Source organism: Pseudoxanthomonas sp. P4_B2, assembly GCF_056402315.1.
In genome coordinates this window covers 559,229-583,423 of the sequence record NZ_JBFUHQ010000001.1, presented here as the reverse complement: position 1 = coordinate 583,423, position 24,195 = coordinate 559,229, and the positions used below count along the sequence as shown (strand labels likewise).

Below are 24,195 nucleotides of genomic sequence, written 5' to 3'. Positions count from 1 at the left end.
CGTACCGGACAAGCGATTAGTCAGCGCTTTCAGCTCGGAAAGCGTCGTCTCTTCGTTGATTTCGGGGTCCGGCTCGGAGCGGAAGAAGCGGGAAAACAGCATGGCGGCAGCGGGCTCTTTGGGGCGTGCCGACAAGATAAACCTGCAATCAGGACTTGATTAGTCCGAATTAAAGGGAATAATAATCCCGTCAGCGGTCCAATACCCGTACCACCCCACCGGGAGTTCCTCATGAGCCACGATCTCAACGACACCCTGATCTTCGTCAAGGTGGTCGAACACGGCAGCTTCATCGCCGCGGCCAATTCGCTGCGCCTGCCCAAGACCACGGTCAGCCGCAAAGTGCAGGAACTGGAAACGCGCCTCGGCGCGCAACTCCTGCATCGTACTACCCGCAAGCTGGGCCTCACCGAAGCCGGCAACATCTATTACGAACACTGCCAGCGCATCGCTCGCGAATTGACCGAAGCCGAGAGCGCGGTCAGTCAGTTGCACGCCGGCCCGCGCGGCTGGCTGAAGTTCACCGCGCCCTACTCCATCGGCATCGACAAGATCGCGCCGTTGCTGGGCGAGTTCCACGCGCGCCACCCGGAAGTGCGGGTGGAGATGATCCTCAGCAACGAACCGCTGGACCTGATCGGCGGCGAGATCGACGTCGCCCTGCGCATCGGCAACCTGCCCGACTCCAACCTGGTCGCGCGCCGCCTGGGCAGCCTGCGCACGCAGGTGTACGCCAGCACCAGCTACATCGCCAAGCATGGCGAGCCACTGCATCCGGACGACCTGCAGCACCACCGCACCATGGCCATGCCCAAGCATCGCCACGGCAACAGTTATCAGTGGACCTTGAATGATGGCGTCGGCGATCGCGACTTCACCGTCAATCCGATCCTGGTCGCCAACGATCCCGCCGCGCTCAAAGGCGCGCTGCTGTGCGGCGAAGGCGTGATGATCGCCGCCGACGTGATGGTCAAGCCGTTCGTGGAGATGGGCCATGTGCAACGCGTACTGGCCGGTTGGATCGGCGGCGAGTACGAGTTGAACGCAGTGTTCCCGCGCGGCCACGTGCAGTCGCCCAAGGTGCGCGCCTTCGTCGACTTCCTGCTGGAGCGGCTCAACCTGGAAATCGACTACATGAGCGTGCACTGCCCGCTGTTGATGGCGCAGACCGAGCTCGCCAAGGTCCGGGAAGACGCTGTCGGAGCCGAAGCCGAGGAGACCGCCGCGGTCGGCCAGCGTATTTTGGAAACGGTTGCTCCTTGATGACCGCAGAGCTTCGATCTTAACTATCGTCATCCCGGCGAATGCCGGGACCCAACTTTCACCTCACGCACGGTTGGGTCCCGGCATTCGCCGGGATGACGGACATAAGCACCAGCTGTGCGCCTTAGCCCGACACCAAACTGAAACAAAACCGACGCAAACTTGTTGCCTGGGCGTAATGCCGGGCGCTGCCCGGCCGCTCCGTTGGAGAAACCGGCATGTCCGCAAAGTTCGCTCTTGGTTTGGCGCTTGTTCTGGCGTCTTTCGCCGTACTGGCCAAACAGCCTTATGTGGACATCGAACAACGCCTGACCGCCGAGCAATTGCACGCCACCGGGCTGGACCAACTGTCGCCCGAGCAACTGAAGCTGTTGAACGGCCTGCTGCGCGAGGACGTAGTCAAGGCCGTCGAAGCCAGCAAGACGGAAGCGGAAACCGAACGCACCTCATCGTCTCTGATCGGCCTCAACGATGAGCCCATCCGCAGCCGCGTGAAAGGCTCGGTCGGCGGTTGGGAGCCCGGCACCGTGTTCGAGTTGGAGAACGGCCAGAACTGGAAGGTGCTCAAGGGCAGCATGAAACTGCGCAAACCCTTCGAATCCCCCGAAATCGTCGTCATTCCCGGCATCGCCGGACGCTGGTTCCTACAAGTGGACGAGGACTTGCCGAAGGCGCGGGTTTATCGGATCGATTGATTCCGCGCCGCCGGAACCGGGATCTGGGTTCGCTCCTACCTGAACCATTCTCCGAGGAATTGCGTGGATATCCGTCGCAATGCCCGCTTCTACCGTACGCCAAGGCGATTCGACCGCTGCATTCAGTCTGGTGCTGTATAGCTGGCATGTCGCTGAAAAGGCGATGTTGATGGCTGACGCCATAGGGGCTTGCTTATGCCTATGAACAACTCCGCCGCACAAGCGGCGATGGATTGGATGCCGGATCTGGGGCGGGAGCTGCTGCACTGGCAACGCGTTTATCCCGATCGGCCATACTTCAAGTCTGGCCTGGAGTTCGAACGCTATATCGCCACTTTCAAGTTCGGCTACGACACTTTCCTGCTCAACCACCGAAAGAGTCCCGCCGAGCTGCAGTCCAAGCTGTGCCATCAATACAAAGACGGCGTGGCGGCCTGCGACCGTATCGACTGGGCCGAGGCCGAGATGATCGTCTCGGCCACTTGGGCGCGGTTGGCGGATGCGGATTCCGCGCGGGCAGCGGTCAGGCTTTAGCGGGGAAAAGCGCGAACCCCGAGTGCGATGGCTTCAAGGATGCCGGGTCTAAGTCCGCACGCTTGAGGCTTAGGGAACGAGCTTCGGCGAAGCGCCGGAATCAGACCTTCTGTCCTGGGCCAAGAAGTTTGTGGATACCGACGCCAATGGCGGCGCCGATGCTTTCAGCAACGATAAAACCCGGCACGTCGGAGGGCGCGATTCCAGCGAAACTGTCGCTGAACATGCGTCCGAACGCAGCGGCGGGATTCGCGAACGACGTAGATGCGGTGAACCAGTACGCCGCTCCGATGTAGGCCGCGACCATCGCCGCAACGCGTGACGACGGCGCCCGCAGCACCACCAGCAAAAGCCCGGCGGTGGCGACCGCCTCGGCCAGCCATTGCCCGTAGCCATGCCGCGGCTTGTCGGAGAATTGGAGGATGGACATATCAAACATCGCATGCGCGAGCCATGCTCCGCACACGGCGCCCGCCAACTGGACCACGATGTAGCCCGGCAGCAGCGTCCAAGACAGCTCGCCACGGGTGGCCATGACCGCGCTGACCGCCGGATTCATGTGCGCGCCGCTGATCGGACCGAACACCTCGATCAGAATGTAGAGCCCGCCGATGGTCGCCAGCGTATTGGCGAGCAAAGCGACCGCATCGTTACCGCCCGCCAACCGTTCGGCCATGATTCCGGAGCCGATGACCGTAGTGAGCAGCAGTCCGGTTGCGATGAACTCGGACAGGAGACGGCGTGACGGAATCGGGCGTGGCGGACTCATCCGGCTCCAACCTTCCCGATTTCACCCAGTTTCGTCTGCGCCGCCAAGCGATCCAGGCTTTCCAACGGCAACGACAGCAGAAGTTCGATGCGGCGGCGGAGCGTGGCGAACGCCGCGGTGTAAGCGTGCCTGCGCGTGGCCTCATCGCCGGTTGTCGCCACTGGGTCGGGAACGCCCCAATGGGCGAGCGCCGGATGGCCCAGCCATACCGGACAGGCTTCGCCGGCCGCGTTGTCGCAGACGGTAATGACGATATCCATCTCGGGCGCTCCTTCGGCAGCGAATTCGTCCCAGTTTTTGCTGCGTATCTCGCTGGTGTCGTAGCCGATCGCCTCGGCGAGTTCCTTCGCCATCGGCTGCACATGGCCGCTCGGACTGCTGCCGGCGCTGAACGCTTTGAAGCGGCCCTTGCCCAGCACGTTCAAGATCGCTTCCGCCATGACGCTCCGCGCCGAGTTACCGGTGCAGAGGAATAGCACGTTGTAGATTTTGTCTTCCATCGTTTGCTCTCGAAGTCACAAGGAGGGATTCAGCGCCGCGGTTTCTTTCGGGGCAGAAAAGCACGATCGACCACCACAACAGTTTTCGGTCAAGAAGCCGAGCAACGCGTTCATATGGTCGTAGTCGGCGCGGACGCGGATTACCCGCCCCTCGCGTTCGTCCGTGACCAGTCCCGCGGCGCGCAGCTGATTCAAATGGGAAGTCAACGTAGCGGCAGGCAAATCGAGCGCATCGCGTAACTGGCCCACCGCTAGTCCCTCCTGCCCTGCCTGCACCAGCGCCCGATAAGCGGCAAGGCGGTGGCTGTGTGCGAGCGCGCGGAGTGCGTTGATGGTTTGAACGGTATCCATATTTCCACAATTCCCGAATAGTCGAATTTTTACAAGGAAAGATTGCATCTTCATTACAAGAGGGCCGCTCTCGCCAAACGACGACGCATTTCCGGACCGTGCCCGATAGGACCACTGTGTCTTGACCCTGTCATGACATGCGCATCGAATCCTCCGCAACTGCCCAGCACCAGGGAGAGGGGACGACATGGCTTCATTTCGTACGCAGGCCGCGATAGCGCAACACGCCGCCATCAGGTCGCTGGCCTTGCTGCTGTTGCTGCCGGCCGCATTGGCCATTTCCGGCCGCGTGCAGGCACAGCAGTGGCGAATCGCCAGCGAAAAAGACGGCATACGAATGGAGACTCGGCAACTTCCCGGCGAGCGCTTCGACGAACTGCGCGTCAGCACCTCACTGAAGGCTTCGCCGCAAACCGTTGCGGACTATCTGTTCGGAAAGTACCTGGACGAGAAGAACAGAAACATCCACCGCACTTTCATCAAACGCGAGCGGGAACTCACCATCTGGTCGGACGTACTCAACACGCCGATGATCAGCGAGCGCTGTTACTCCATGCGCTTCGAAAGGCAGGCCCATGCCAACGGCGAAATTCGGGTGCGGTTCGTTTCGCTCGACTACGTGGGCAAGAAACCCAAGCCGGATTGCATCGCGCTGCGTTCGCGCGGCGAATGGGTTATGACTCCGACCGGCACGGGTACCCGACTGACCTATGCCTCCCTGACCGACGTCGGCGGCAAGGTTCCCGTGGCTTTGGCGCGCCACTCGCTGTCGGCCGCCGCGATCTCAAGCGTGCGCAAGGTGGTCGCGGGCGCGTCCGGTTTAGCCCTGCCTCGCGGAATCGGCGACTGAGGTCCGCATCTAGGCATCGATCGATTGTTTGGCCAGTTCCTTTCGGAGCGATTCCAGCTTTTTTTCGACGAACCGGTGGAGCTGATTACGGTCCGCCCAACGGATCGGCGAATGGCCGGACTCGCAAAATTCCAGCAGCAGAGAACAATCCTGCTGTTTTCCCAACAGCGTGGCGATGTCCTTGTCGTCGTACTTGACCGTGGATTCGATTCCCGCCTCAGCCAGAATCCGTTGCTGCTGGGATTGCCGCCGAGCCTTGCGCCGCCATCGGTGCCAGTCTTCGTCCTCGCCCGTTTTGTGGGCTTTCTTCGCGGCTTTCCTGGTCTTTTCCCTGCTTATCGAAAACGCGGCCTCGAGGTCGTGTTTCGTCACCCCGCCCCACGCCAAATCGCCCAGAGCGGCTTCCAGCTGCTTCAGAAGGCCTCTGGCTTGAAGCAATTCCGGATCCGCGGCCAGCGTCTCCTGCAGCACGTCGCGCCTGGCCTCGACCGCGTTTCGACGTGCCCTGCCCAACAGCTTCAGCCATTTCTCATCTCGGGTCTGGGCCGTAAGGTGATCTATCGCCTCCACCAGCGCCTGCGCGTCGCGCGTACGCGAGAGCCCCTGGTTGATTTCGGAAAGCAGATAACTGAGCGCCTCTGCACCAGGCCCTAGGGCCGCGCCCGCCAACGCCAGAATCGAACGCACCCGCCGAATGGACTTGCGCGCCTGATGCACGCCCTTGTGCCGATGCCCGCCCTGCCGGCCCAGATAATCGGCCGCAAGCGACAATTGCGCGCCCGCAATGCCGCGCAAAGCGGCGCCCAGATCCTTCGGCGCATCTTTCGAGGGAGCGTTCATGACAGGCGTAGCAGGCCGCGATCCAGGCAGCATACGTCAAACGCAAAGGCTTCCGCCGTCAGCGGTGCTCTACGTATTCGGAAAACAGCGCTTGGTGTTTTCGTTCCCAAAGGTCCAGCGTGTCGGCCTGTCCGAAGACCTGGTCGAGGAAGGCCAGCGACAATCCTTCCGTCGCGGTCTTGACCTCGGTCGCCACTTTCAGCGAATCGAAATAGCGCCGCTCGGTGAAGACGTTGTGGCTGCCCTGCTTGTAGACGGCCAACGCCTTGAATGGGCCACCGGTGGCGTCGAATATCTTTAGCCGATCCTCCAGTCCCGATCCGAAACCCGGAATGCGAATGACATCGTCGGCGGTGGTGACATGCAAGGTGGGGATACCGATACCGGAAAGGATCGGCGCGAAATCCTTTTCGCCGTAAAAAGGCGGTGCCGAAATCACAATGGCGGCACTGATGCGCGGGTCGCGGAACTGCAGCAGGCGTCCGTCGCGCATGACTTTGGCGCCAGCGGCCAGCAGGGTGGTGTTGGCGCCATAGGAATGGCCGGCGGCGACGATACGGTCGCGCGCGATGTGCGCGCCGCGTCTGCTTTGCAGCAGGCGATCCAGGGCAAAGCTGAAGTCGTGCACGCGGGCGATCGCTTCCTGATCGCCGGCGGCCTGCTGGAAACGCGCGACCAGCGAGAACACGTTGCCCTGCCATAAGGTGCGGTCGCTTCCCACATGCTGCAGGTGCAGGCTGGCGATGCCATGGCTGGCCCAGTACCGCCCCAGGTAGGAATACCCGTCACGCGAGCTGCCGATGCCGTGCGAGAAAACGATCAGCGGGACTTTCCCAGTATTCGCCGATTCCGGCCAGAACAGGCGCGCCGGCACGCGTCGCGCACGGCCTGCATCGGTCCATTCCAGGTCGGTGACCGTGAAATGCTCCTGGCCAGCGGTGGTCTGCTCGGCGAAAGCGGCGGCGGAACTCGCGTTCGCGTGCAACCAGGCCGACATCGTCGCCAGCGCGATCGCGAGCAGCATCAGTCCGCCGATGCGCAGACGGGCCGAACGGCGGAACAGAGAAGAGAGCGGCAGGTTCTTGAGCTTCATGATATCGGGGGTCTTACGATGGGGATGGCGCAAAGACGGCAGCCCCGCCGGGTCGGTGGGACGATGGCCTTGCGCGGGGTCGCGGTCAGGGTTTGTTTTTGGGACGTCCGGCTTTGAGCGGGCGTAGCGCGTCCAGAGTCGCGCGCAACTTCGCCTGGTCCAGGCTGGCCAGCACTTGCAGGCCGGCGCGCAGGAGTTCGCTTTTCTTGGTCGGTCGCTTGAAGTCCAGCGCCCGGTCCTTGAGTGCGGCGATCAACTCGAAATCCTCGCGCGGCAGGGTGAAGCTATCGCGGATCAGCTTGTCTTTCTTCACCAGCTGCGCTGCTGGGGCTGCCGCCATTGGGGAAGATTTCCGCTTCGCCGACGTCGCCGGCTTTTTCGCCTTGATCGGCTTTTCCGCCTTCGCCATTTCGGTGGGCGTCTTGCGGCTGCCGCCCTTCGGTTGATTTCGCTTCATTGCGGAAACCTTATTAATTATTTATACCATTTATATCATATAACCGATTCCGCGCAAATGCTCGGCGACGACCGGAGTTGGCGTCCAGTCGGCTGCTAGATCTTGAAGGGCTCGCCTTGCCTGATTGCCGGCTGTCCGGCCACGGCGACCAGCATTAACCTTTAGGGTGAATTTATCGCCTGCGAATATCATCCACAGGCGTATATATGCCTTTCCGCTGGTCATGGCGCCCACACCTTGATGTACGCACCGCGTTCATTGACGTACATGACGATAGCGGCCCGAGCTGTGTAGGCATCGCCTGCCAGCCCCCAGTCGGAGCGGCGTTAGCCTTCACCACGGTCAAGAACGAAGACGTGCTCGACGCAGGGCTGCCCCTTGAACACAGCCTCTACCGTGCTACTCACGCGCATCCCTGCCCGCTCAAGCAGTCTGATGGCTGGAGTGTTGCGAGCGTCGGTAATGGCGATCACTCGGGCAATAGGGGTATGCATGAAAAGCAGGTCGAAAACCGCCCGGACCGCCTCACTCCCGAAGCCTTTGCCTTGCGATGAAGTACCAAGGGAAAAACCGATCTCCGCTTGTTCCAGATCAAGAGAGACGCAAACGCCCACGTCCCCGATCAGTTGGCCATCGCTGCGAGTAGCGATGCCGAGTTGGCACCAGCGGCCGGGTTCCAACAGCGAGGCTGAGCTTTGCTCATGCAGAAAGGCAACAGCTTCCGATTCCGACAGGGCCGACCAGCCCTGGTACCTGGCTACCTCGGGGTCGCTGCGATAGGCATGAAAGGCGCGCAGGTCGGAAGGCCGCAGTCTGCGGATCGATACGCGCTCGCAGTGGCGGGGCAGTTGCAAGAGTGTGAGCATGGTTACTTTGAAGGCCAACGTCCGAAGCGAGTCAACCCGAGAAGCCTGTTCGACCGAGTGAATGGCTGAGCCGCATCTACGTTTCTGCCATCCCATCTATCCTGATGGATGCCAACACAGGAAGCGGTGCCGGATTGTCGGAGTGACTATAGAACTCAAGCCCCGATAGCTCAGAGTCGATCGCCCAGACTAGGATGCCCACGTATTCACCGTTCGGCGCGTTCGCGTCCGCGTTGGCGACAATGCGTGCGCTCTGACCACGTTCTGGCGTCAGAAAATCTACTGATGCACACCCACAATCGCAACGACCGATAACTTGCACGGTTCGAGCCTGTTTGCTCAGTGCAATGGACGCATCATCAGTCGCAGCAATAGTGAGCACCCGCTCAAGCACGGCAGACTCAGCGTCTGAAATTTTCCTCACCGCTACGAGGGGTCTTGGCATGCCGCATCCTAGTCCCGCATGAAATGACAGCTGTATCCACCAGGATGCTTGCGCAGATAGTCCTGATGGTACGACTCGGCGCTGTACCAGGTGGCGGCCGGCTCGATGGAGGTGGTAATGGGCTGTTTCCATTTGCCCGAGGCGTTCACACGCGCTATCACCTGCTCGGCCGTCGCTCTTTGCTCGGGGGTGTGCGGAAACAGCGCGGACCGGTACTGGGTGCCGACATCGTTGCCTTGGCGGTTGAGCGTGGTCGGGTCGTGCAGTTTGAAGAACCAATTTTCCAACAGGTCTTCGTAGCTCAAGAGGGACGGATCGAAGGTGATTCGTATGGCTTCGGCATGGCCCGACTTGCTGTCGTGGGTGTCGTCGTAGGTCGGGTTCTCCAGCCAGCCGCCGGTGTAGCCCACGTCAGTATCGATCACCCCGGGCACCTCGCGCAGGATTTCCTCCACGCCCCAGAAGCAGCCACCGGCGAGGGTCGCGATCTCGATGCCCTCCCCGCCAGGAGCTGGATTGTTCGCGGTGTCGTTCTCGTTCATTGCGTTTACCTCATCGCCTCTTGCGGATCTTGGGGGGTATCGTATTCCACTTGCCTGGCTCGGCGAAGTTATCCGCGAAGAAGCTACCTGGAAGCGTCGTCACTGCTTACCCCGCTCGCCCAACGCAATGGCCGATCCTGTGAACGGCAATACCAAGTCATATCCCGGCGGCGGCGGAACGACTGGGGTGACCGCGGCGGTGCCAAACTGGGTGACGCCCTGTCCGAGGCTGTAGGCGACGTCATGGCGGAGGCCACCGAATTCGAACGGCGTACTGGCGATCAGGCGTGCGGAGAACACGTTGTTGCCCATCAGCGGCTCCGTCGTCGCACCGGTGGTAGCGGAGACCGTCGTGCCCACGACCAAACTGGCGCGGCGGAAGGTGGCGATGCATTCGCCCCGCGCGAACGAGGCCGGGTCGTCGAAGTTGCCCGCCGGCTGCCGCTGCAGGTACAGGGAGAATTCGCCGACCGGGTCGATCCCGAGCGATAACGCACCGTTGGTGACGGCCTGCGACTTGAAAGGCGTGGCGGCGAAGGTGAAGTGTGCGGTCGTCTCCCCGGGTTCGCCGTCGAATAGCGGCACGTCGAATAGAGGTAGATGCAGGAAGTAACCGTAATCGGCCAACGCGCCATCGTTGGTGCGATAGAAGCGGCCGGTGGCGTACCAGGCGAGTTCGGCGGGCAGCAGAGCAGTCATGAGGTTCGATCCTTCGATTGGGAATGGTTCGGCGGTATGCGCGCGTGGCACACGTTACTGTAGCCATGACCGGGCCTGGGAGAATCCGGTTCCAATTATTGCTTCCAGCAGCGGCGGCGATTCCGAAAAGAGGGAGCCGCCGTAGGCACTGATCCGCTACGCTCTACCTGCGCTACGACACTTGTTTTTAAGAGGAGACGCAGCATGGAACGATTCACCGGTGGTTGCCTATGCGGCGACGTCCGCATTGTGGCGTCGGGACGTCCCTACCGGGTCGGCCTTTGTCACTGTCTCGACTGCCGCAAGCATCATGGGGCTCTGTTTCACGCTTCCGCGGTGTTCCCTCAGGAGGCGGTGACGATCGAGGGCGAAACACGCGACTACGCCGGGCGATTTTTCTGTCCCCGCTGCGGCTCGTCCGTTTTCGGACGCAGCGCGGACGAAGTCGAAGTGAACCTGGGATCCTTCGATGCGCCTGACCAGCTGAAGCCGACCTACGAACTCTGGACCCTCCGTCGCGAGTCTTGGTTGCCGCCGTTTCCGTTAGCCAGACGATACGAGCGCGATCGTGAGGCCACGAGTCGGTTTGAGGACTAGGTCGCACGAATGGCGCGAACGGGTTGAGCTGACCCAACCCACGCCCTGCCCTTCCGTAGCTAAAAAGACCCCTCTCATTCCGTCATCCCGGCGAAAGCCGGGACCCAAGCCGGCATGCGCGTGAAGTTGGGTCCCGGCTTTCGCCGGGATGACGATCCTTGAGTTGATGTGAGTCCGCAGAAGAATTTTCTGCGGTTCTCTTCGTTCCCATAGCAATCTGACGCACGGCAATAGCGGGCAATGCACACCCTGATGGCCTGATCGTTACCCAACCTCATTGAAGGTTCCCGTGCGCACCTCGCCACTGCGTGCGTAGCGGGCGATCAGCACGCCGCTGGCCGTGCGGGTCGAGTGCGTCACGGTGAAGGCCGACGGTTGTGCGTTGTCGTCGAACAAGCGCTTGCCGCGTCCCAGTACGACGGGATAAATCATGAGCCGAAACTCATCCACCAATCCGGCGGCAAGTAGTTGGCGCACCATGTCACTGCTGCCCCAGGTCAATAGGTTGGCGCCACCCTGCTGTTTAAGCGCGCGTACCGCGTCGGTAAGGTCGCCCTGCAGCGCATGACTGTTCTGCCAGTCGAGCGTATCGGCTCGATGGGTGGCCACGTGCTTAGGCACGCTGTTGAACTGATCAGCGATGGCGTTGCCGGCCCGTACGCGCGGCCAGTACGCCGCCCATATGTCATAGGTGCGCCGCCCCAACAGCAATTCGAACGGCTGCGAGAACAGTTTCTGCAAGTCCTGGCCGATGGCTTCGTCGGAAAACGGCACTGACCACCCACCGAAGCGGAATCCACCGCTGGGATCTTCTTCAGGCCCGCCGGGGGCCTGGATAACGCCATCCAGACTGAGGTGTTCGGCAACGATGAGCTTGCGCATAGTGTTCTCCGAGTCGATGGACCCGAGCGGTCCCATGGATACGACGAACGACTTGCATGCGGATCGACAACTAAGTTCGGAGAAGTCCGTAGGGTGGGCCTCGGCCCGCCATTGCCATGTGTCCAGTTGCGATGACTTCGCAAACAGCGACGGCGAAAGCACATCGTACGGGTCGCGGAGAAAGTCGATCCAGACTCAATGACAGAACTCACATTTAATCCTATGGGTTTGACACCTCTCTCATTTCGAGATATTGCTGAGCTCAACTGAAGGTCAGTGCTGAATAGCGGGCCTCACTCATAGCGGTAGCCGGGGTGAACATGGACGTGAGGCGCGCATGACTCCCAAGGGCTGGTTGATCCTCTTTCTCGCCGCAGGACTTATTGGGACGCTCGCACTTTCCCTGGTCCTGGTGAAGCAGTTCTCTACTTCTCCTGCAGGAACCGCGGAGAACGTTCGTCAGGCTATTGGTTCCAAGCCGTCGTCATCCGCGGCGATCCCCAAGTTCGATTCGGAGATCGACCGCCCCCTCCTGTTGCCTCCGAGCAACACGCCGCTGGTGCAGGTCATTAGCGAACTTGAGAAGAAGGCACTGACCGGCTCATCGAAAGCGGCTTGCAGGATCTCTCAGGACATTCGCCGTTGCGCCAATGCCAGTGCGCAGCTGGATCTTGCCGAGGCGCTTTCAAGCGTGCCGGTACTGCCTGGGCGCAAGGAAAGCATTAGCGAAGAACTGCTGCAGCAAAGCCAGAAGGACGTTGACTTCTGCGCCCAGGTGCCCGCTACGATGCTGAGCAAAGGCTATGAGTTCCAGCGCATCGCCGCCAGTTCCGGCAACAAGACCTACGAGCGATGGCTGGTCGCGGCTCCGGCCTTGGATCGACAGAACTTTTTGTCCAACTTGGGTGAATGGCAGGACTACCGCAAGCGCGCGAGCAATTACGTCAACGCAGCGTTGGCCAACCGCAGCGGCGAAGATTTCATCCTGCTGCTTGGGGTATACGCACCCAAGAATGTCACCGGCATCAGACCTCCCTATCAGATCGTAGATGATCGGACTTTCTTGGCGTTGATGAAGGTAGCCCAGAAGCAGGGCCTGCGAGTTCCGGCAGAGATCAATGCGGCCGCAGACCGGATGTTTGACACCCTCAGCCGCAAGGAAATGGATTTAGTAGACGCAAGAGCCGCAGAACTGGGGGATGGATGGCGTTTCGAGTCGCCACCTGCTCTTCCCTATGAGGAAGTAGTCGAAGCCGCGTCAGATTCGTTCTGCCGCTAACCGAAGCCTCAGCGCAGCGGCATTAGGCGGAGGTCGCTTGATACTCAAGCAAGCCTTGTAGCAGCAGCTCGTCCTCAATATTGAAGATCTCAGGCGTCGGATCTCTAGGCTTGGTCGCAATCACCATGATCTGACCCAAGCGCAAGTCTGGATTTGCCTCCCACACCGCTCGAAGCGTGTTGAGTAAGGCGTCAATTCTTGCCGGATCTCTCATAGGGGGTCCAATGCTTGAACTAAGCCGACCCGCGAAGCGGGTTAGGCTTGAATGAATTGTTAGGTGCCAGACGACAGAACCCGCTGAGCACGGAAAATCGAAAGTACGGACATGAGCGCCCAGTTAAGATAGGCCAAACCTCCTATCAATATGCCTCCGATGTCGGAAATGCGCCAATAGCCGAAGAAATACTGGAGGCCCTCGGATGTTGTGGCAATGGCCACGACCAAACACACAATAAGCCCCAAGGCCAGAGTGGCGACAGCTCCGCGGAGTGATGGCCTACGGCTAAGGACATTGATCCAAGCGAAGCAGGATATTGGTGTAAGGGCAAAGCATCCGAACCCTCCCGACACCCACCCGTGGCCAGCACCAGCGAGAGCAATGCCAGCAAACAGCATGAACACGGCTACCAATATCGCGACACCGTATCTCATGGCACTTAACTACCCCAATTGCCGGACTCGTCCGTATAGCCGCGATCATACCGGTGACCCCCTCTCCCTTGATGGGAGAGGGTGGCCGAAGGCCGGGAGAGGGTGCGCCGGAGCCTTCGGCAAGAAATGTCCATGAAGATTGCGAGCGGGAGAGCCAAAGCATGCATCGCTGCGCTCGCGCGCCCTCTCCTGCCCTTACGGGCATCCTCTCAGCCTTGCAAACCCTTCGGGCGCCACAAGGGGAGAGGCAGAGACATGCGCCGGATCTTCAAGGGCGGAGCTGACCATCCGCTACCCGGATTCCGTCCTACGCGAGCTCACCAGAAAATCACCAGCACTACGAAACCAATAACCAAGACAGCGCATGCAAAAAGAAGCGCGATGAAGTTTCTGCCGCCTGCGCAATCTGCGCAGTATCGCCCCGAAGTTCCGGCGCTGCCCACCACAAACAGTAGAGCTACGGCATACCAAGGAAGACTGCCAGTGACGGCAGGGTTCTCTTCGCATTGCTCACATAACTTGGTCATGCTGCCTAACGCCTGAAGTAACCCGACCCGCAGCAGGGCGGCGACTGGATGAGAGTATAGCCAAAGGGGTGCAACCAAGCGTCACCCGAATGTGGGTCAGCTTGAATGAATTGTTAGGCGGCTGCATCAGCCAAGCCTGTCATGCTGAATCTGCCACACCAAGCCAGTGAGGACGCCGGCAAGTCCAAGGACGATTGCTGCCACCGTGCCGAGGCTGGACTCGCCAAGCGATGTGTAGAGCCAAATGGCAGCACCAACACCGACGGAAGTTGTAATGAAGAAGCGCCAAGACCCAACTAAATCAACAAAGTCTGCAAGCTCAAATAAGTCTGAAAGCGCCACAAATTTGTCCTTCTGCCTAACGCCTGAGTTAAACCGACCCGCGAAGCGGGTTCGGCTTGAATGAACTATTAGGTGTTACAAGGAACTGTCCAAGTCCTTGGTGACCGCACGCCAACCAATAGTGACTACGAACAATACTGGAAGACCAACAAATATTAGAAGCTCTATTAGAGGCGACACCTTGCCTCCGAGGAAATAGGCGAGACCGTGACCATTCTGGTACTTCGAGTATTGCCAGAGACTCGCCAAACCAACCCCAAGCGCGATCAGCACAACATATGGCAATTTCTCGGTCCATCGCGCTGATCTGGCCATAACACCTAACGCCTAAATTAAACCGACCCGCGAAGCGGGTTCCGCTTGAATGAATTGTTAGGCCCCATTGCCGGCCACCTGCAAGAGCTCGGCCTTAACGCCCGCGTCGATGTTGGACCATTTTGTACTAGACGCAAGCCGCAGCTCGCAGCCTTGCTCACGTGCAGCATCGAGGATTTGCTGGAACCAGCGGGCGTATGACCATTCACGAGGGGCTGGCGCGTATAAGGCGCGGCGATCTGGGTCCCAATGAACTTCCATGGCCTCGCGATAAATAAAGGGAAAGCCACGGTCAGTTGGCACGACATAGAGTTTGCCGGTTGCGTCTATCTCCAACTCGGCAATTGTGTCTCGCTTCATGGGTCTAACTATCCAATTGACGGACCCGTCCGCATAGCCGCGATCATACCGGTCGGTGGGACCAGCCAGGAATGTGCAGCTAGATAGGTTGAACCCCCTCTCCCTTGAGGGGAGAGGGTGGCCGAAGGCCGGGAGAGGGTGCGCCGGAGCCTTCGGCAATGAATGGCTATGTGGATGGCGAGCGAGAGAAAGCCAGAGCACGCGTCGCTGCGCTCGCGCCCCCTCTCCTGCCCTTCGGGCATCCTCTCCCACAAGGGGAGAGGAGAGGCGAAATCACCACTGGTGGGCCAGCTTCGCCACTCGACTCCAAAGAGGTAGGCGCGGCCTGTGGTAGACCGACGTCCGAGCATTCTGCCTTGCGCGCAAGGCCCGGAACTCTGCACACGGCCTGCGGAACTCCGCCTTCGGATCTTTTTTGCTTGCGCGCAAGCTTGCGAGGCTCGGCTCGCGAAGCTCGGAGCTTTGCGCTTGGCCCTTTCGAGGCCGGCGCTGGGACTATTTTCCTTGCGGGCGACTCCTGGAGCCTTGCGGATGACGCTAGGACTCTGAATCCGCAAGGCATTTTGCTTTGCAGTCGGGGTTCGAATGGTTGCGTGCAAGGCTCGGAGCTTTGCGCGCGAGGTGCGGAGGCTGGACGTTGGCTCTTTGAAGCTTGCGGCCGGGTATGCGGAGGATTCGCGAGGGAGATTCCGGCTCGCCGTTGCTGTTGATGGAGCAAGAACGGGGTCAGAGAACAAATGCATTTGAAACGAATAGGTTCTCTGACCCCTTTATTCCGACCCCTTTGTTCCGCCGCATCCTACGAGGACTCCTTGCGAGCGAGGTCGAGTTCTAGTCAGACGGCCGCTGCAGTTTCAGCGGCGAAGTCGCGATAAGAACGCAAAGGACGGCCCAGCAGCTGGCTCAGTCGCTCGACGTCGCCCGCCTCGGGCACCATGCCATCGGTGAGGAAGCGTTCGGCCATCTGACGCATGTCGTAGGCCATCCACGCTGGCATGAACTGGCGCAGGTTTTGCTCGAAGCCGGCCGTGTCGTCGCCGCCGTAAACAATCGTGCGGCCGAGTGCCTCCGACCAGATGCCTGCCACTTCAGTACCAGTCAGCGTGTCCGGACCGACCAAGTTGATGCGGGTCAGCGCACTGCCCTCAGGTGCCTGGTCGCGCGCGAGCAGCTCGATGGCGGCGATCTCGCCGATGTCGCGCGCATCGATCATGGCAAGGCCCTTGCTGCCGATGGGCATGGGATACACGCCGTAGCCCAGCACCACGTCCTTGATGGTCAGGTCGTTGTTCATGAAATAGGCCGGACGCAGGATGGTGGCGTTGAAGCCCATCTGCTCGATCATGCGCTCCACCCCGAACTTGCCCGCGAAGTGCGGCACGTTCACATAGCGATCGCTGTGGATGACCGAGAGGTAGACGACCCGCTTGACGCCGGCCTCGCGGGCCACGTTGAGCGTGATGAGCGCCTGGGTGAACTCATCGGCCACCACTGCGTTGAGCAGAAAGAGCGTGGAGACCCCTTCGAAGCCTTGGCGCAAGGCATCGACATCGAGCAGGTCGCCCTGCACGACTTCCACCCCATCGGGCAGGTTGGCAGTAGCCGGATTGCGGACGAGGGCCCGCACCTTGGCGCCACGCTGAGTGAGTTGCTGGATGACTTGGCGGCCGACATTGCCGGTGGCGCCGGTTACGAGAATGGTCATGGGACTGCTCCGGTTTGGTTGGGAGGCCCATGATTGATGATCCACTTACGGTCCGATAGCCCGTATAATTAGACCACCTGTCTCATTGGTGGAACATATGGACCTGCTGGCTCTGGCTGATTTCAATCTGGTGGCGCGCCACGGGGGATTCGGCCGGGCGGCGAGAGCGGCCGATAGACCCAAGGCCACACTGTCGCGGCGGGTAGCGGACTTGGAGGCGGGCCTGGGAGTGCGTTTGTTCGAGCGTGGCTCTCACGCCCTGAAGCTGACCCAGGAGGGGCGAGCCCTATTCGAGCGCACCGAGACGTTGCTCATTGAACTGGGCGAAGCAGTCACCACGATCACCGCGGGAGGCGAAACGCCCCGCGGCAGGCTGCGCATCAGCGCGCCGTCGCTGTTCTCCCACACGGCCATGGGAACACTGTCCGCCGAGTTCGCGATGCGATATCCACAAGTGCGCCTGGAAATTACGCCCGAAGATCGGGCGGTCGACATGGTGGAAGAAGGATACGACCTGGTGATCCGGGTCAACCCTGACCCCAACGAACACCTGATCGGGCGCATCCTGCTTCGTGATCGCTTGGTGGCGGTGGCTAGTCCTGAGTTGCAAAGGCCGGCGGCGGATGCGCCGGCGCCAGCGGTAGCGCGTTTGTCCAGCACTCAAACGGACTGGGATCTGGCCACCCATGAGGGCGATGTGCGCATCTCCATCGACCCGATCTTGCGACTGGGTTCGTTGATCATGATTCGCGATGCCGTGCGCACCGGGGTAGGCGCGGCGCTGCTTCCTCTCTCCCTGGTCGCTGGCGACCTGCGTACAGGGTCGCTTGTGCACTGGGGCGATGGGAAGGGTCCGCCGATAGAGATCTGGGCGCTTTACCCGTCGCGCCGCCTGCTCAGCGCGCGCGTGTCCGCCTTCCTGGAATTCTTGAAGGAAGCTTTTCCGTTGGGACAACCGGAAGAGTTGGCCGCCTACATCAAGAGCTGAGGATCGGGAGGTTGCAGAACTCGTAGGGCTGCCACACCAACGCGCCTTTCACTAGCGGGCGGGCCGTGCGCGTCTTCCACCCTTGCGTGGCGTAGTCGCGCGACTTTGCGCGAACTCCGGGAAGGTCTCTGCTACCGGCGTTTCATCCGGCAAGATGTAGAACACCCCGCCCCGCTCGAACGTCGGACGGATGATCTGCTCGTAAAACTCGGGCGAGACGTTGATGCAGCCATGAGTGACCCGGTTGTCGTCCGGCGAAGGCGATGCAAGGCGTTCGGCGCGTTTCTCGGCCGGGACGCCAGTAGCGGTAGGGTGAAGGGAGACCGAGGAATCGTAGTCCACCCACAGCACACGCCCAGCGTCGATTGACGGACCGAAACCGCCCACAAAGCGACCCGCAGGCGTCGTGCGATCCCGGCCCGGAATCTCGCGAAGCGCGAGACCGGCCACGCCGGGGGCCACATGATCGCCGATCGCCGAGCCAAAGAGCCCAGGCGCCGCGCCACGAAGCCGGCCGTCGCCGCCGAACACCAAGATCTGTGCGGCGGCCTTGTCTATGACCGCGAACGGATAGCCTTGGCTGTCCTTGGCGGCGACCACCCAGCCCGCGAGCTCAATCACGGTGTCGGAGACCTCTTGGCCTCGCGGAAGCTGGTCGACGGCGGCGACCGGTTGCGCGTCGGCCTCCTTGGCGCTGGCCACGCCGAAGCCCGCGAACATCAGCGCCAGCGCGAGCGCACCATAAACGGCCCGGACCGCAGGGTGTGTGTAGGTACGGATGGGAGAGGTTCCTTAGAACGAAGACTGGGTGAAGATAAGGAGACCGGTGGCCAGCAAAGGCCACCGGGTCACGGTTCAGGCCATTAGTCGCGAATGGCGCGAGAGCGACTAACCGCGCGGCGTGCGGCGCGGCGCCGTTTCGAGCTTCTGGACGCGGCTTTCTATTTGATCCAGCCGTTGGTTGGCCTGCTGCGCGGACTGATTGGCCGATTCGGCGCTCTGGGCCGCGCCCTGCACCTTCGTATCGAGTTGATCGAGGCGTGAGTTGATCCCTGCGAACTCGTCTTTATAGGTTGCGCAGGAAGCAAGGCCTACGCTGATGATCGCCACGCCGAGCGTACGCGCCATCACCGCTTGTTGTTTGGTCAGAAACATTCCACTTCTCCTTCTTCTGGGGAGTCGGGAATATAGCGGTCTTTTCGCCGAAGTCATGACCTGCCCTTAGCTGACGTTCGGATACGTAGACGGAATGTGAAGACGTGGCAACTAGCAAGTGTTGCGGCTTGAGTCCATCAGTCTCCACCTATAGCAGGTACGCTGGGTTGTTAAAGCCAACTCAGCCTACGGCCCTGAATTTCGCTTTTTCCCTATTGGCACCGCAAAAACATCTGGAGAGACGACATGAAACCCGGAATGAAGGCCGTCCTGCTTCCCTTATTACTCATGTCGCTCTATCAGAGCGCTCGATCGGAGACGCCCGTTCCGAGCGGACGCCAAGTACCTGCAAGCCGGCCAGCCTCCAGCGATTCGCGGGAACTCCCTTACCACTGGAGTAACGTCGCCATCGTGGGCGGCGGTTATGTTCCCGCGATCTTGTTCCATCCGGCTCGCAAAGACCTTCTGTTCGCGCGTACGGATATCGGAGGCGCCTATCGACGTGATCGGGCGACAAAGACGTGGGTCCCGATAATGGACGGCCTCAGCCCGTCGCCCAACTGGTGGTATTCCAGTCCCGAGGCTATCGGCCTGGATCCGAAAGATCCGAAGCGTATCTACCTTGCGGTGGGGTATTACGCTTCCCCGATCACCGGCAGCATCGAATGGAACGGCAACGGAGCCATGCTGGTCTCGTCCGACAGCGGCAAGACCTATCTGACGGTTCCCTTACCTTTCAAGAACGGTGCAAACGACAACGGGCGCGGGGGCGGCGAGCGCATCGCCGTGGATCCTGGCCGTACGTCGAACGTCTACTTCGGCACACGAAATGCCGGCGTGTATCTGTCGATCGATTACGGCGCGAGTTGGAATCCGATGACGGGATTCCCGGCGTCTGCGAAGATGCAGAATTCCAAGCGCTCCAGCGACGCCGGCGTCGTCACCATGACTCCGTATGTGGTGGGAAAATCGACCGCCGCGCTCTACGCCGGCGTTTCCGCCACCGGCTCGGGCGCCGACGCCATGGGCCTGTATGTGATGACCGAGCCCGGCAACGTTTCCGCGCCCTGGGTTGCGGTGGAGGGGCAGCCGACTGGGATGTTCGTCCAGCATGTGGTCGCCGGGCCGAACAACAGGCTGTACCTCAATTACACCGATCAGGAAGGACCGGCGGGAATCACCGACAGCCAGCTTTGGGAATTCACGCCGGATTCCAGCTACCGATCAGGTAAGTGGCGGCAGATCGCTTTGCCGGGCGGGCCGGTGGGCGGCTTGGCGTTGTCGCAGAGCCATGCAGGATTGATGCTGGTGTCGACCGTGGGCCGCTATAAGCCGACCGATACGCGCTGGTTGTCGCCCGATTACGGCAACACTTGGCATGAGGTCGGTGGCGATGGCGCCTCGTACGACAGCAGCGCATCGCCTTACATCAAGAACGGCTCGCAGAACTGGGAATCGGGTATCGCCATCGATCCGTTCAACGCGGCGCACGCGATCTACGGAACAGGCGGAACCGTATACGAGACCTACAATCTGACCGACGGTTTGAACGGTGGCCTTGTGAAATGGTCGACCAAAGGAGCGCTCGGAATCGAAGAGTCGTCCATCGTGAGCCTGGTGGCGCCACCGTCAGGCAAGACCTTGCTTTTCGCGGGTCTGGGCGACTGGGGCGGATTTGCTTTTACGGATTTGGCGAAATCCCCCGCGCACGGGAATCTGGAGTCGTTGGCCCCGGCCTACCCTTCAAGCCTTGATTTCGTGCAGAGCAGCTCGAGCACGATCGTCGCTGCGGTTATTCCGGGTTGGAAACCTTATCCGGGCCCGAAGGCCCAACTCTCGACCGATGGCGGCATAACGTGGAGCAGCTTTGCCGGCAACGTGGCCACGACAAAAGGCGGTGGAACCATTGCAGCCTCGACGGACGGCAAGTCGTTCGTTTGGGCTCCGGGCGACACCAGTGTTCAGTACCGCACTGGCGCCGACTGGTCTGCGTCCGCGGGTATTCCCGGGCAGGCGCAGGTCGCCAGCGACCGTGTGGCGGCAGGCGTCTTCTATGGATTCAAAGACGGCGAGCTGTTTATGAGTCGTGACGGCGGACGGAGTTTTTCGATCGCGCAATCGAAGCTTCCTGCGGACGGGCGGCTGTACGTAGCGCCTGGTGTTCGTGGTGAAGTTTGGCTGGCCTCACCCAGCGAAGGAATCTACCGCGCGGAGGGCGGCAATGACATTCACCTGACCAAATTGGACAGCGCAAGCGGCGCGGATCTGCTTGGCTTTGGCGCCCCGCCAAGCGGCTCGAAGACGCCGACGGTTTTTCTTTGGGGCAAGGTCAATAACAGCTCTGTCGCTTTGTTCCGATCAACCGACAGCGGGGCGAAGTTCGTCCGCATTAACGACGATCATCATCAGTGGCCTGTAGGCGCACGCGTGGTTGTTGGCGATATGCGTAGATTCGGTGTCGTCTATATCGGCACGAACGGCCGGGGCATCATTGTGGGGAAGCCTTAAGCGCCGTCCTGCAAAAACGCCTCGGGCAGGCTCAACGGGTCAGGGCTTCACGAATCGATAGGCGAAGCGATCGGTGTCGCCCTTGATCGAAGGATCGAACACCTTGATCGAGTGCGTATCGTTTTTGTCCGCGAGCATGGTGCTTTGCCCGCCCAGTACGAAGCCGGCGGCCTCCACCTCCTCTCGAACGGAGGCAGGCTCAATCCGATGCAGCGACTGGGCGTCGCTCGTGCCTGCGTCGACGGCAGCGGCATGGTCTACGATGACGTAGGACCCACCTCGTTTCAGTCGCTCGAAGACCGCTTGATTAAAGAGGGCCGGTGTCGCACCCCTGGTCTGGATCAGGGGGGTGTGGAGGTCGTGATAGAACAGGTGCATCCACACGACGTCCGCGGGTTGCGTAGCCTCTGCTATCGCCACGAGGTCCGCCGAGACAACTTCGACGTTCTCCCGGCCCGGCTCCTTCGCAAGCGCCCGCATGCGGCCGACCGGATCGTTCTTGAAGTGAGCGACCTCGGCCGGCACAAAACTGTAGACCTGCCCTTCGGGTCCCACGATGTCGGAGAAGAGAGCGGTCCAGTCGCCGTCGCCCGGGTACACGTCGATGACGGTGGAACCCGCGTGGACTCCCGCGAACCGGATCAACTCGGACAGCTTGGATTGGTCGTACATGGTGATCTCCTTTACGGTTCGCATTCGACGAGCGCGCAGCGAGCGAAGGGACGTTCTTCTCGGTACTCATGGATTGCTCCTTCCGATCATGGGTCTTCGTCGGTGAGGACCTTGTATTCATCAGTCGAACTTGACCAGGTCCTTGAAGATCAGTTGACCCCAGCTATTTCCGCGCGCCTGTACAAGCAGTCCACCTTCCGAAAGCCCGCCAAGTTTGATCGGCGAGAAACCGAGATTTTCCGCAAGCGCACCAATCTCCGCTGCGGCAGCATCGTCGTCGCTCGCCAGGAACACGACTCTCTTGCCGCCATGTACGGCCGGATCTTGCTCAAGGACGGCAGCGATCAAATGGTTGAAGCCCTTGACCAGCCTGCCGCCAGCGAAGGCTTGCGCAACGGCTTTCGAAGAAGGTTGCCCTCCGAGTTTCTCGGGTGGCACTCCGTAGGCATTGGTCACATCGACGATGGTCTTCCCCTGCCAGGTGGAGAGCGCTTTGGCGACCTCCGGGTGCGATTCGAAACGGACCGCCAAAAAAAGGATGTCCGCCTTGACGGCGTCCGCCAGCGTTTTGGAAATGATCGTCGGGCCGATCGCGGCCACCTCGGCTGCGAAACTTGCAGGGTCGCGTGTGGTTGCCACGGATACTTCGATGCCCTTGCGGGCAAACGCCTTGGCCAAGGCTTGGCCGATATTGCCGAAGCCGATAATTGCGTAGCTCATATAGTTTCCTTTTGGTTTACCACGCCCTTAGGTGCTCCGACAGCGAATGGAGCGGCCGGTCGGACGTAGCGCGTCAGAGTTGGGCCAGGCCGCCGTCCACGGCAACCTCGCTGGCGGTCATGAAGCTGCTGTCCGACGAGGCGAGGAAGGCAGCGACTGCGCCGATCTCGGCCGGATCGGCCATGCGCTGGAGCGGAGTCATCGCGGCGTAGACCTTCTGGCCCTCTACACCAAGCGCCTCCTTCGCCAGTTCGGTCGCAGTCGCCCCAGGCGACAGCACGTTCACTCGAATGCCGGTGCCCTTGAGGTCCTCCGCCCAGGTTCGTGCCAGGTTGCGCACGGCCGCCTTGCTCGCGCTATACGCGCTCATCGTGGGAGCGCCCGTGGTGCCGGCGCTCGATCCGGTCAAAATGATCGAACCGCCCTGGCCCATCAGCGGCAGCGCTTTTTGGACCGTGAAGATCGTGCCTTTCACATTGGTATCGAAAGTTTCGTCGATGTGCTCTGCGGTGATTTCGCCGAGCCGAGCCTGGCTTCCCGCCCCCGCATTGGCGAAGACGATGTCGAGGGTTCCGCGCTCGGCCTTCACCGCCGCGTAGAGGCGGTCGAGATCGGCCTCATCGGAGACCGAGCCCGCTACTACGCGGGCATTGGGTCCGAGGTCGGCCACAGCGGCGTCGAGCGCTTCCTGTCGGCGGCCGAAGAGGAAGACGATGGCACCTTCCTCAATAAAGCGCTTTGCTGCGGCGCGGCCGATGCCGGTTGCGCCACCAGTGATCACGGCGGTCTTTCCTTTCAGTCTGTTCATGTCATGCATCCTTAAAGTGGGGTTGAAGCAAGGATTGCTTGCTTGAACACAAGAATGCGGGCCTGATAACCTAACGACAAGTATGCACATTTTGGTAAGTATCAAAAAATGACGACGTCTCTTGAAGTCTGCGATACCGGCTGCGGGCTCAACGCCACGCTGCGCATCATCTCGGGCAAGTGGAAACCGCTGGTCCTGTTTTTCCTGCGCAACGATCCGAAGCGCTACGGCGAGCTCAAGCGCTTGATTCCGGGCGTCAGCGACAAGGTGCTGATCCAGTCATTAAAGGATCTGGAGGCCGATCGTGTGCTGGCGCGGACAGACTACAAGGAGGTGCCGCCGCGCGTGGACTACGCGCTGACCCCGCTCGGCCGCAGCTTGGCTGAGGCGATCGTTCCGCTTTGCACCTGGGGAACCGAGAACGCGGCGGAAATGGCAAGCATCTTCGCCAAGCGCGACGCGTTGCCCTAGCGTACTGCTGAATTACCACGGAGCCGGGCGAGTCTCCGCATCCGTGGTAAGACAGAACTCGTAGGGCTCGGGAGGCCCGTCGTGCCTCGTCGACGCTAAGCTGCGACTTCACTCTTCCTTGATGACCAGGCGCGTAGTTTGAACCTCACGCGGCCGCTGCGGTGTTCACAAGTACGCAGATCCCCGCGGGATGGAGGTGAGCCATGACTCGGCAACGCTCCGCTTTGGCGCTGGTCCTTGGCCTTTGCCTTACGACAAGTAGCCTCCACGCACAAACCGCCCCGCAAATCGTTTGGTCCATCCCCACGCCC

The 24,195-nt window shown here is 60.9% G+C and carries 27 protein-coding genes; 9 read left to right on the top strand and 18 right to left on the bottom strand.

Translation table 11 applies throughout. The annotated features are described in order from the left end of the window. The first annotated feature begins 231 nt into the window (after positions 1–231). The 3 genes from AC1DTQ_RS02585 (at position 232) to AC1DTQ_RS02575 (ending at position 2,492) form a co-directional block, all read left to right on the top strand. Positions 232–1,263: a LysR family transcriptional regulator gene (locus tag AC1DTQ_RS02585; RefSeq protein ID WP_477847689.1), complete on the top strand. Its 1,032-nt coding sequence runs from the start codon at positions 232–234 to the stop codon at positions 1,261–1,263. Positions 1,264–1,481: 218 nt separating this feature from the next. After that, positions 1,482–1,958 carry a hypothetical protein gene (locus AC1DTQ_RS02580; protein ID WP_477847687.1) on the top strand — a complete coding sequence of 159 codons (477 nt, stop codon included), beginning with the start codon at positions 1,482–1,484 and terminating at the stop codon, positions 1,956–1,958. Positions 1,959–2,159: 201 nt separating this feature from the next. Beyond that, the gene (locus tag AC1DTQ_RS02575; RefSeq protein ID WP_477847685.1) at positions 2,160–2,492 is read left to right on the top strand and encodes a hypothetical protein; all 333 of its coding nucleotides are present in this window, start codon (positions 2,160–2,162) and stop codon (positions 2,490–2,492) included. 100 nt (positions 2,493–2,592) lie between these two features. Here the strand turns inward: AC1DTQ_RS02575 and AC1DTQ_RS02570 are convergent, their stop codons facing one another. From AC1DTQ_RS02570 to AC1DTQ_RS02560, 3 genes are read right to left on the bottom strand one after another with little or no spacing between them, the layout of a single operon-like run. After that, positions 2,593–3,261 (bottom strand): aquaporin, encoded by a 669-nt coding sequence (locus AC1DTQ_RS02570; protein WP_477847683.1) that lies wholly within the window; start codon positions 3,259–3,261, stop codon positions 2,593–2,595. Beyond that, entirely contained in the window at positions 3,258–3,761 is a 504-nt protein-coding gene (locus AC1DTQ_RS02565; RefSeq protein WP_477847681.1) for an arsenate reductase ArsC, read from the bottom strand. The genes AC1DTQ_RS02570 and AC1DTQ_RS02565 overlap by 4 nt, the downstream gene beginning before the upstream one ends. 15 nt (positions 3,762–3,776) lie before the next feature. After that, the gene (locus AC1DTQ_RS02560) at positions 3,777–4,112 is read right to left on the bottom strand and encodes an ArsR/SmtB family transcription factor (RefSeq protein ID WP_477847679.1); all 336 of its coding nucleotides are present in this window, start codon (positions 4,110–4,112) and stop codon (positions 3,777–3,779) included. Positions 4,113–4,299: 187 nt separating this feature from the next. Between AC1DTQ_RS02560 and AC1DTQ_RS02555 the strand changes: the two genes are divergently transcribed. Further along, entirely contained in the window at positions 4,300–4,962 is a 663-nt protein-coding gene (locus AC1DTQ_RS02555) for an SRPBCC family protein (RefSeq protein WP_477847677.1), read from the top strand. Between the two features lie 9 nt (positions 4,963–4,971). Here AC1DTQ_RS02555 and AC1DTQ_RS02550 read toward each other — a convergent pair whose 3' ends face one another. From AC1DTQ_RS02550 to AC1DTQ_RS02525, 6 genes are all read right to left on the bottom strand, one after another. Further along, positions 4,972–5,757: a CHAD domain-containing protein gene (locus AC1DTQ_RS02550; protein WP_477847675.1), complete on the bottom strand. Its 786-nt coding sequence runs from the start codon at positions 5,755–5,757 to the stop codon at positions 4,972–4,974. Positions 5,758–5,860: 103 nt separating this feature from the next. After that, positions 5,861–6,895, bottom strand: coding sequence for an alpha/beta hydrolase family protein (locus AC1DTQ_RS02545; RefSeq protein ID WP_477847673.1), 1,035 nt, complete (start codon positions 6,893–6,895; stop codon positions 5,861–5,863). Between the two features lie 85 nt (positions 6,896–6,980). Continuing rightward, complete coding sequence (locus AC1DTQ_RS02540) at positions 6,981–7,352, bottom strand: hypothetical protein (RefSeq protein WP_477847671.1); 372 nt, start codon at positions 7,350–7,352, stop codon at positions 6,981–6,983. Between the two features lie 326 nt (positions 7,353–7,678). After that, complete coding sequence (locus tag AC1DTQ_RS02535; protein WP_477847669.1) at positions 7,679–8,218, bottom strand: GNAT family N-acetyltransferase; 540 nt, start codon at positions 8,216–8,218, stop codon at positions 7,679–7,681. A gap of 453 nt (positions 8,219–8,671) precedes the next feature. Continuing rightward, positions 8,672–9,205, bottom strand: coding sequence for a peptide-methionine (S)-S-oxide reductase MsrA (msrA, locus tag AC1DTQ_RS02530; protein ID WP_477847667.1), 534 nt, complete (start codon positions 9,203–9,205; stop codon positions 8,672–8,674). A gap of 99 nt (positions 9,206–9,304) precedes the next feature. Then, positions 9,305–9,904 carry a hypothetical protein gene (locus tag AC1DTQ_RS02525; RefSeq protein WP_477847665.1) on the bottom strand — a complete coding sequence of 200 codons (600 nt, stop codon included), beginning with the start codon at positions 9,902–9,904 and terminating at the stop codon, positions 9,305–9,307. Between the two features lie 204 nt (positions 9,905–10,108). On the opposite strand from AC1DTQ_RS02525, the gene AC1DTQ_RS02520 reads away from it, so the two are divergent. Further along, positions 10,109–10,501 (top strand): GFA family protein, encoded by a 393-nt coding sequence (locus AC1DTQ_RS02520; RefSeq protein ID WP_477847664.1) that lies wholly within the window; start codon positions 10,109–10,111, stop codon positions 10,499–10,501. A gap of 264 nt (positions 10,502–10,765) precedes the next feature. Here the strand turns inward: AC1DTQ_RS02520 and AC1DTQ_RS02515 are convergent, their stop codons facing one another. After that, the gene (locus AC1DTQ_RS02515) at positions 10,766–11,383 is read right to left on the bottom strand and encodes a dihydrofolate reductase family protein (protein WP_477847662.1); all 618 of its coding nucleotides are present in this window, start codon (positions 11,381–11,383) and stop codon (positions 10,766–10,768) included. Positions 11,384–11,720: 337 nt separating this feature from the next. On the opposite strand from AC1DTQ_RS02515, the gene AC1DTQ_RS02510 reads away from it, so the two are divergent. Continuing rightward, the gene (locus AC1DTQ_RS02510; protein ID WP_477847660.1) at positions 11,721–12,662 is read left to right on the top strand and encodes a hypothetical protein; all 942 of its coding nucleotides are present in this window, start codon (positions 11,721–11,723) and stop codon (positions 12,660–12,662) included. Between the two features lie 1,304 nt (positions 12,663–13,966). On the opposite strand, the gene AC1DTQ_RS02505 is transcribed toward AC1DTQ_RS02510, so the two are convergent. The 3 genes from AC1DTQ_RS02505 to AC1DTQ_RS02495 form a co-directional block, all read right to left on the bottom strand. Next, the gene (locus AC1DTQ_RS02505; protein ID WP_477847658.1) at positions 13,967–14,182 is read right to left on the bottom strand and encodes a hypothetical protein; all 216 of its coding nucleotides are present in this window, start codon (positions 14,180–14,182) and stop codon (positions 13,967–13,969) included. Positions 14,183–14,554: 372 nt separating this feature from the next. Then, positions 14,555–14,857, bottom strand: coding sequence for a hypothetical protein (locus AC1DTQ_RS02500; RefSeq protein ID WP_477847656.1), 303 nt, complete (start codon positions 14,855–14,857; stop codon positions 14,555–14,557). A gap of 835 nt (positions 14,858–15,692) precedes the next feature. Continuing rightward, positions 15,693–16,562 (bottom strand): SDR family oxidoreductase, encoded by an 870-nt coding sequence (locus tag AC1DTQ_RS02495; protein ID WP_477847654.1) that lies wholly within the window; start codon positions 16,560–16,562, stop codon positions 15,693–15,695. A gap of 97 nt (positions 16,563–16,659) precedes the next feature. Here AC1DTQ_RS02495 and AC1DTQ_RS02490 point away from each other — a divergent pair, with 97 nt between their 5' ends. Then, the gene (locus AC1DTQ_RS02490; RefSeq protein ID WP_477847652.1) at positions 16,660–17,550 is read left to right on the top strand and encodes a LysR family transcriptional regulator; all 891 of its coding nucleotides are present in this window, start codon (positions 16,660–16,662) and stop codon (positions 17,548–17,550) included. A gap of 51 nt (positions 17,551–17,601) precedes the next feature. On the opposite strand, the gene AC1DTQ_RS02485 is transcribed toward AC1DTQ_RS02490, so the two are convergent. Together AC1DTQ_RS02485 and AC1DTQ_RS02480 are read right to left on the bottom strand one after the other, a co-directional pair. Continuing rightward, entirely contained in the window at positions 17,602–18,279 is a 678-nt protein-coding gene (locus AC1DTQ_RS02485; RefSeq protein ID WP_477848348.1) for a hypothetical protein, read from the bottom strand. A 159-nt stretch (positions 18,280–18,438) separates the two neighbouring features. Beyond that, complete coding sequence (locus AC1DTQ_RS02480) at positions 18,439–18,705, bottom strand: hypothetical protein (RefSeq protein WP_477847650.1); 267 nt, start codon at positions 18,703–18,705, stop codon at positions 18,439–18,441. A 246-nt stretch (positions 18,706–18,951) separates the two neighbouring features. Between AC1DTQ_RS02480 and AC1DTQ_RS02475 the strand changes: the two genes are divergently transcribed. Continuing rightward, positions 18,952–21,213, top strand: a complete 2,262-nt coding sequence (locus AC1DTQ_RS02475) for a beta propeller repeat protein (RefSeq protein ID WP_477847648.1) — start codon at positions 18,952–18,954, stop codon at positions 21,211–21,213. Between the two features lie 39 nt (positions 21,214–21,252). On the opposite strand, the gene AC1DTQ_RS02470 is transcribed toward AC1DTQ_RS02475, so the two are convergent. The 3 genes from AC1DTQ_RS02470 to AC1DTQ_RS02460 all read right to left on the bottom strand — a co-directional run bounded on the left by AC1DTQ_RS02470 (position 21,253) and on the right by AC1DTQ_RS02460 (position 23,413). Continuing rightward, positions 21,253–21,885 (bottom strand): class I SAM-dependent methyltransferase, encoded by a 633-nt coding sequence (locus AC1DTQ_RS02470; protein ID WP_477847646.1) that lies wholly within the window; start codon positions 21,883–21,885, stop codon positions 21,253–21,255. Between the two features lie 120 nt (positions 21,886–22,005). Further along, positions 22,006–22,605 carry an NADPH-dependent F420 reductase gene (locus tag AC1DTQ_RS02465; protein WP_477847644.1) on the bottom strand — a complete coding sequence of 200 codons (600 nt, stop codon included), beginning with the start codon at positions 22,603–22,605 and terminating at the stop codon, positions 22,006–22,008. Between the two features lie 73 nt (positions 22,606–22,678). Beyond that, positions 22,679–23,413: an SDR family NAD(P)-dependent oxidoreductase gene (locus AC1DTQ_RS02460; protein WP_477847642.1), complete on the bottom strand. Its 735-nt coding sequence runs from the start codon at positions 23,411–23,413 to the stop codon at positions 22,679–22,681. A gap of 108 nt (positions 23,414–23,521) precedes the next feature. On the opposite strand from AC1DTQ_RS02460, the gene AC1DTQ_RS02455 reads away from it, so the two are divergent. Beyond that, positions 23,522–23,884: a winged helix-turn-helix transcriptional regulator gene (locus AC1DTQ_RS02455; RefSeq protein ID WP_477847640.1), complete on the top strand. Its 363-nt coding sequence runs from the start codon at positions 23,522–23,524 to the stop codon at positions 23,882–23,884. The last annotated feature ends 311 nt before the right edge of the window (positions 23,885–24,195 follow it).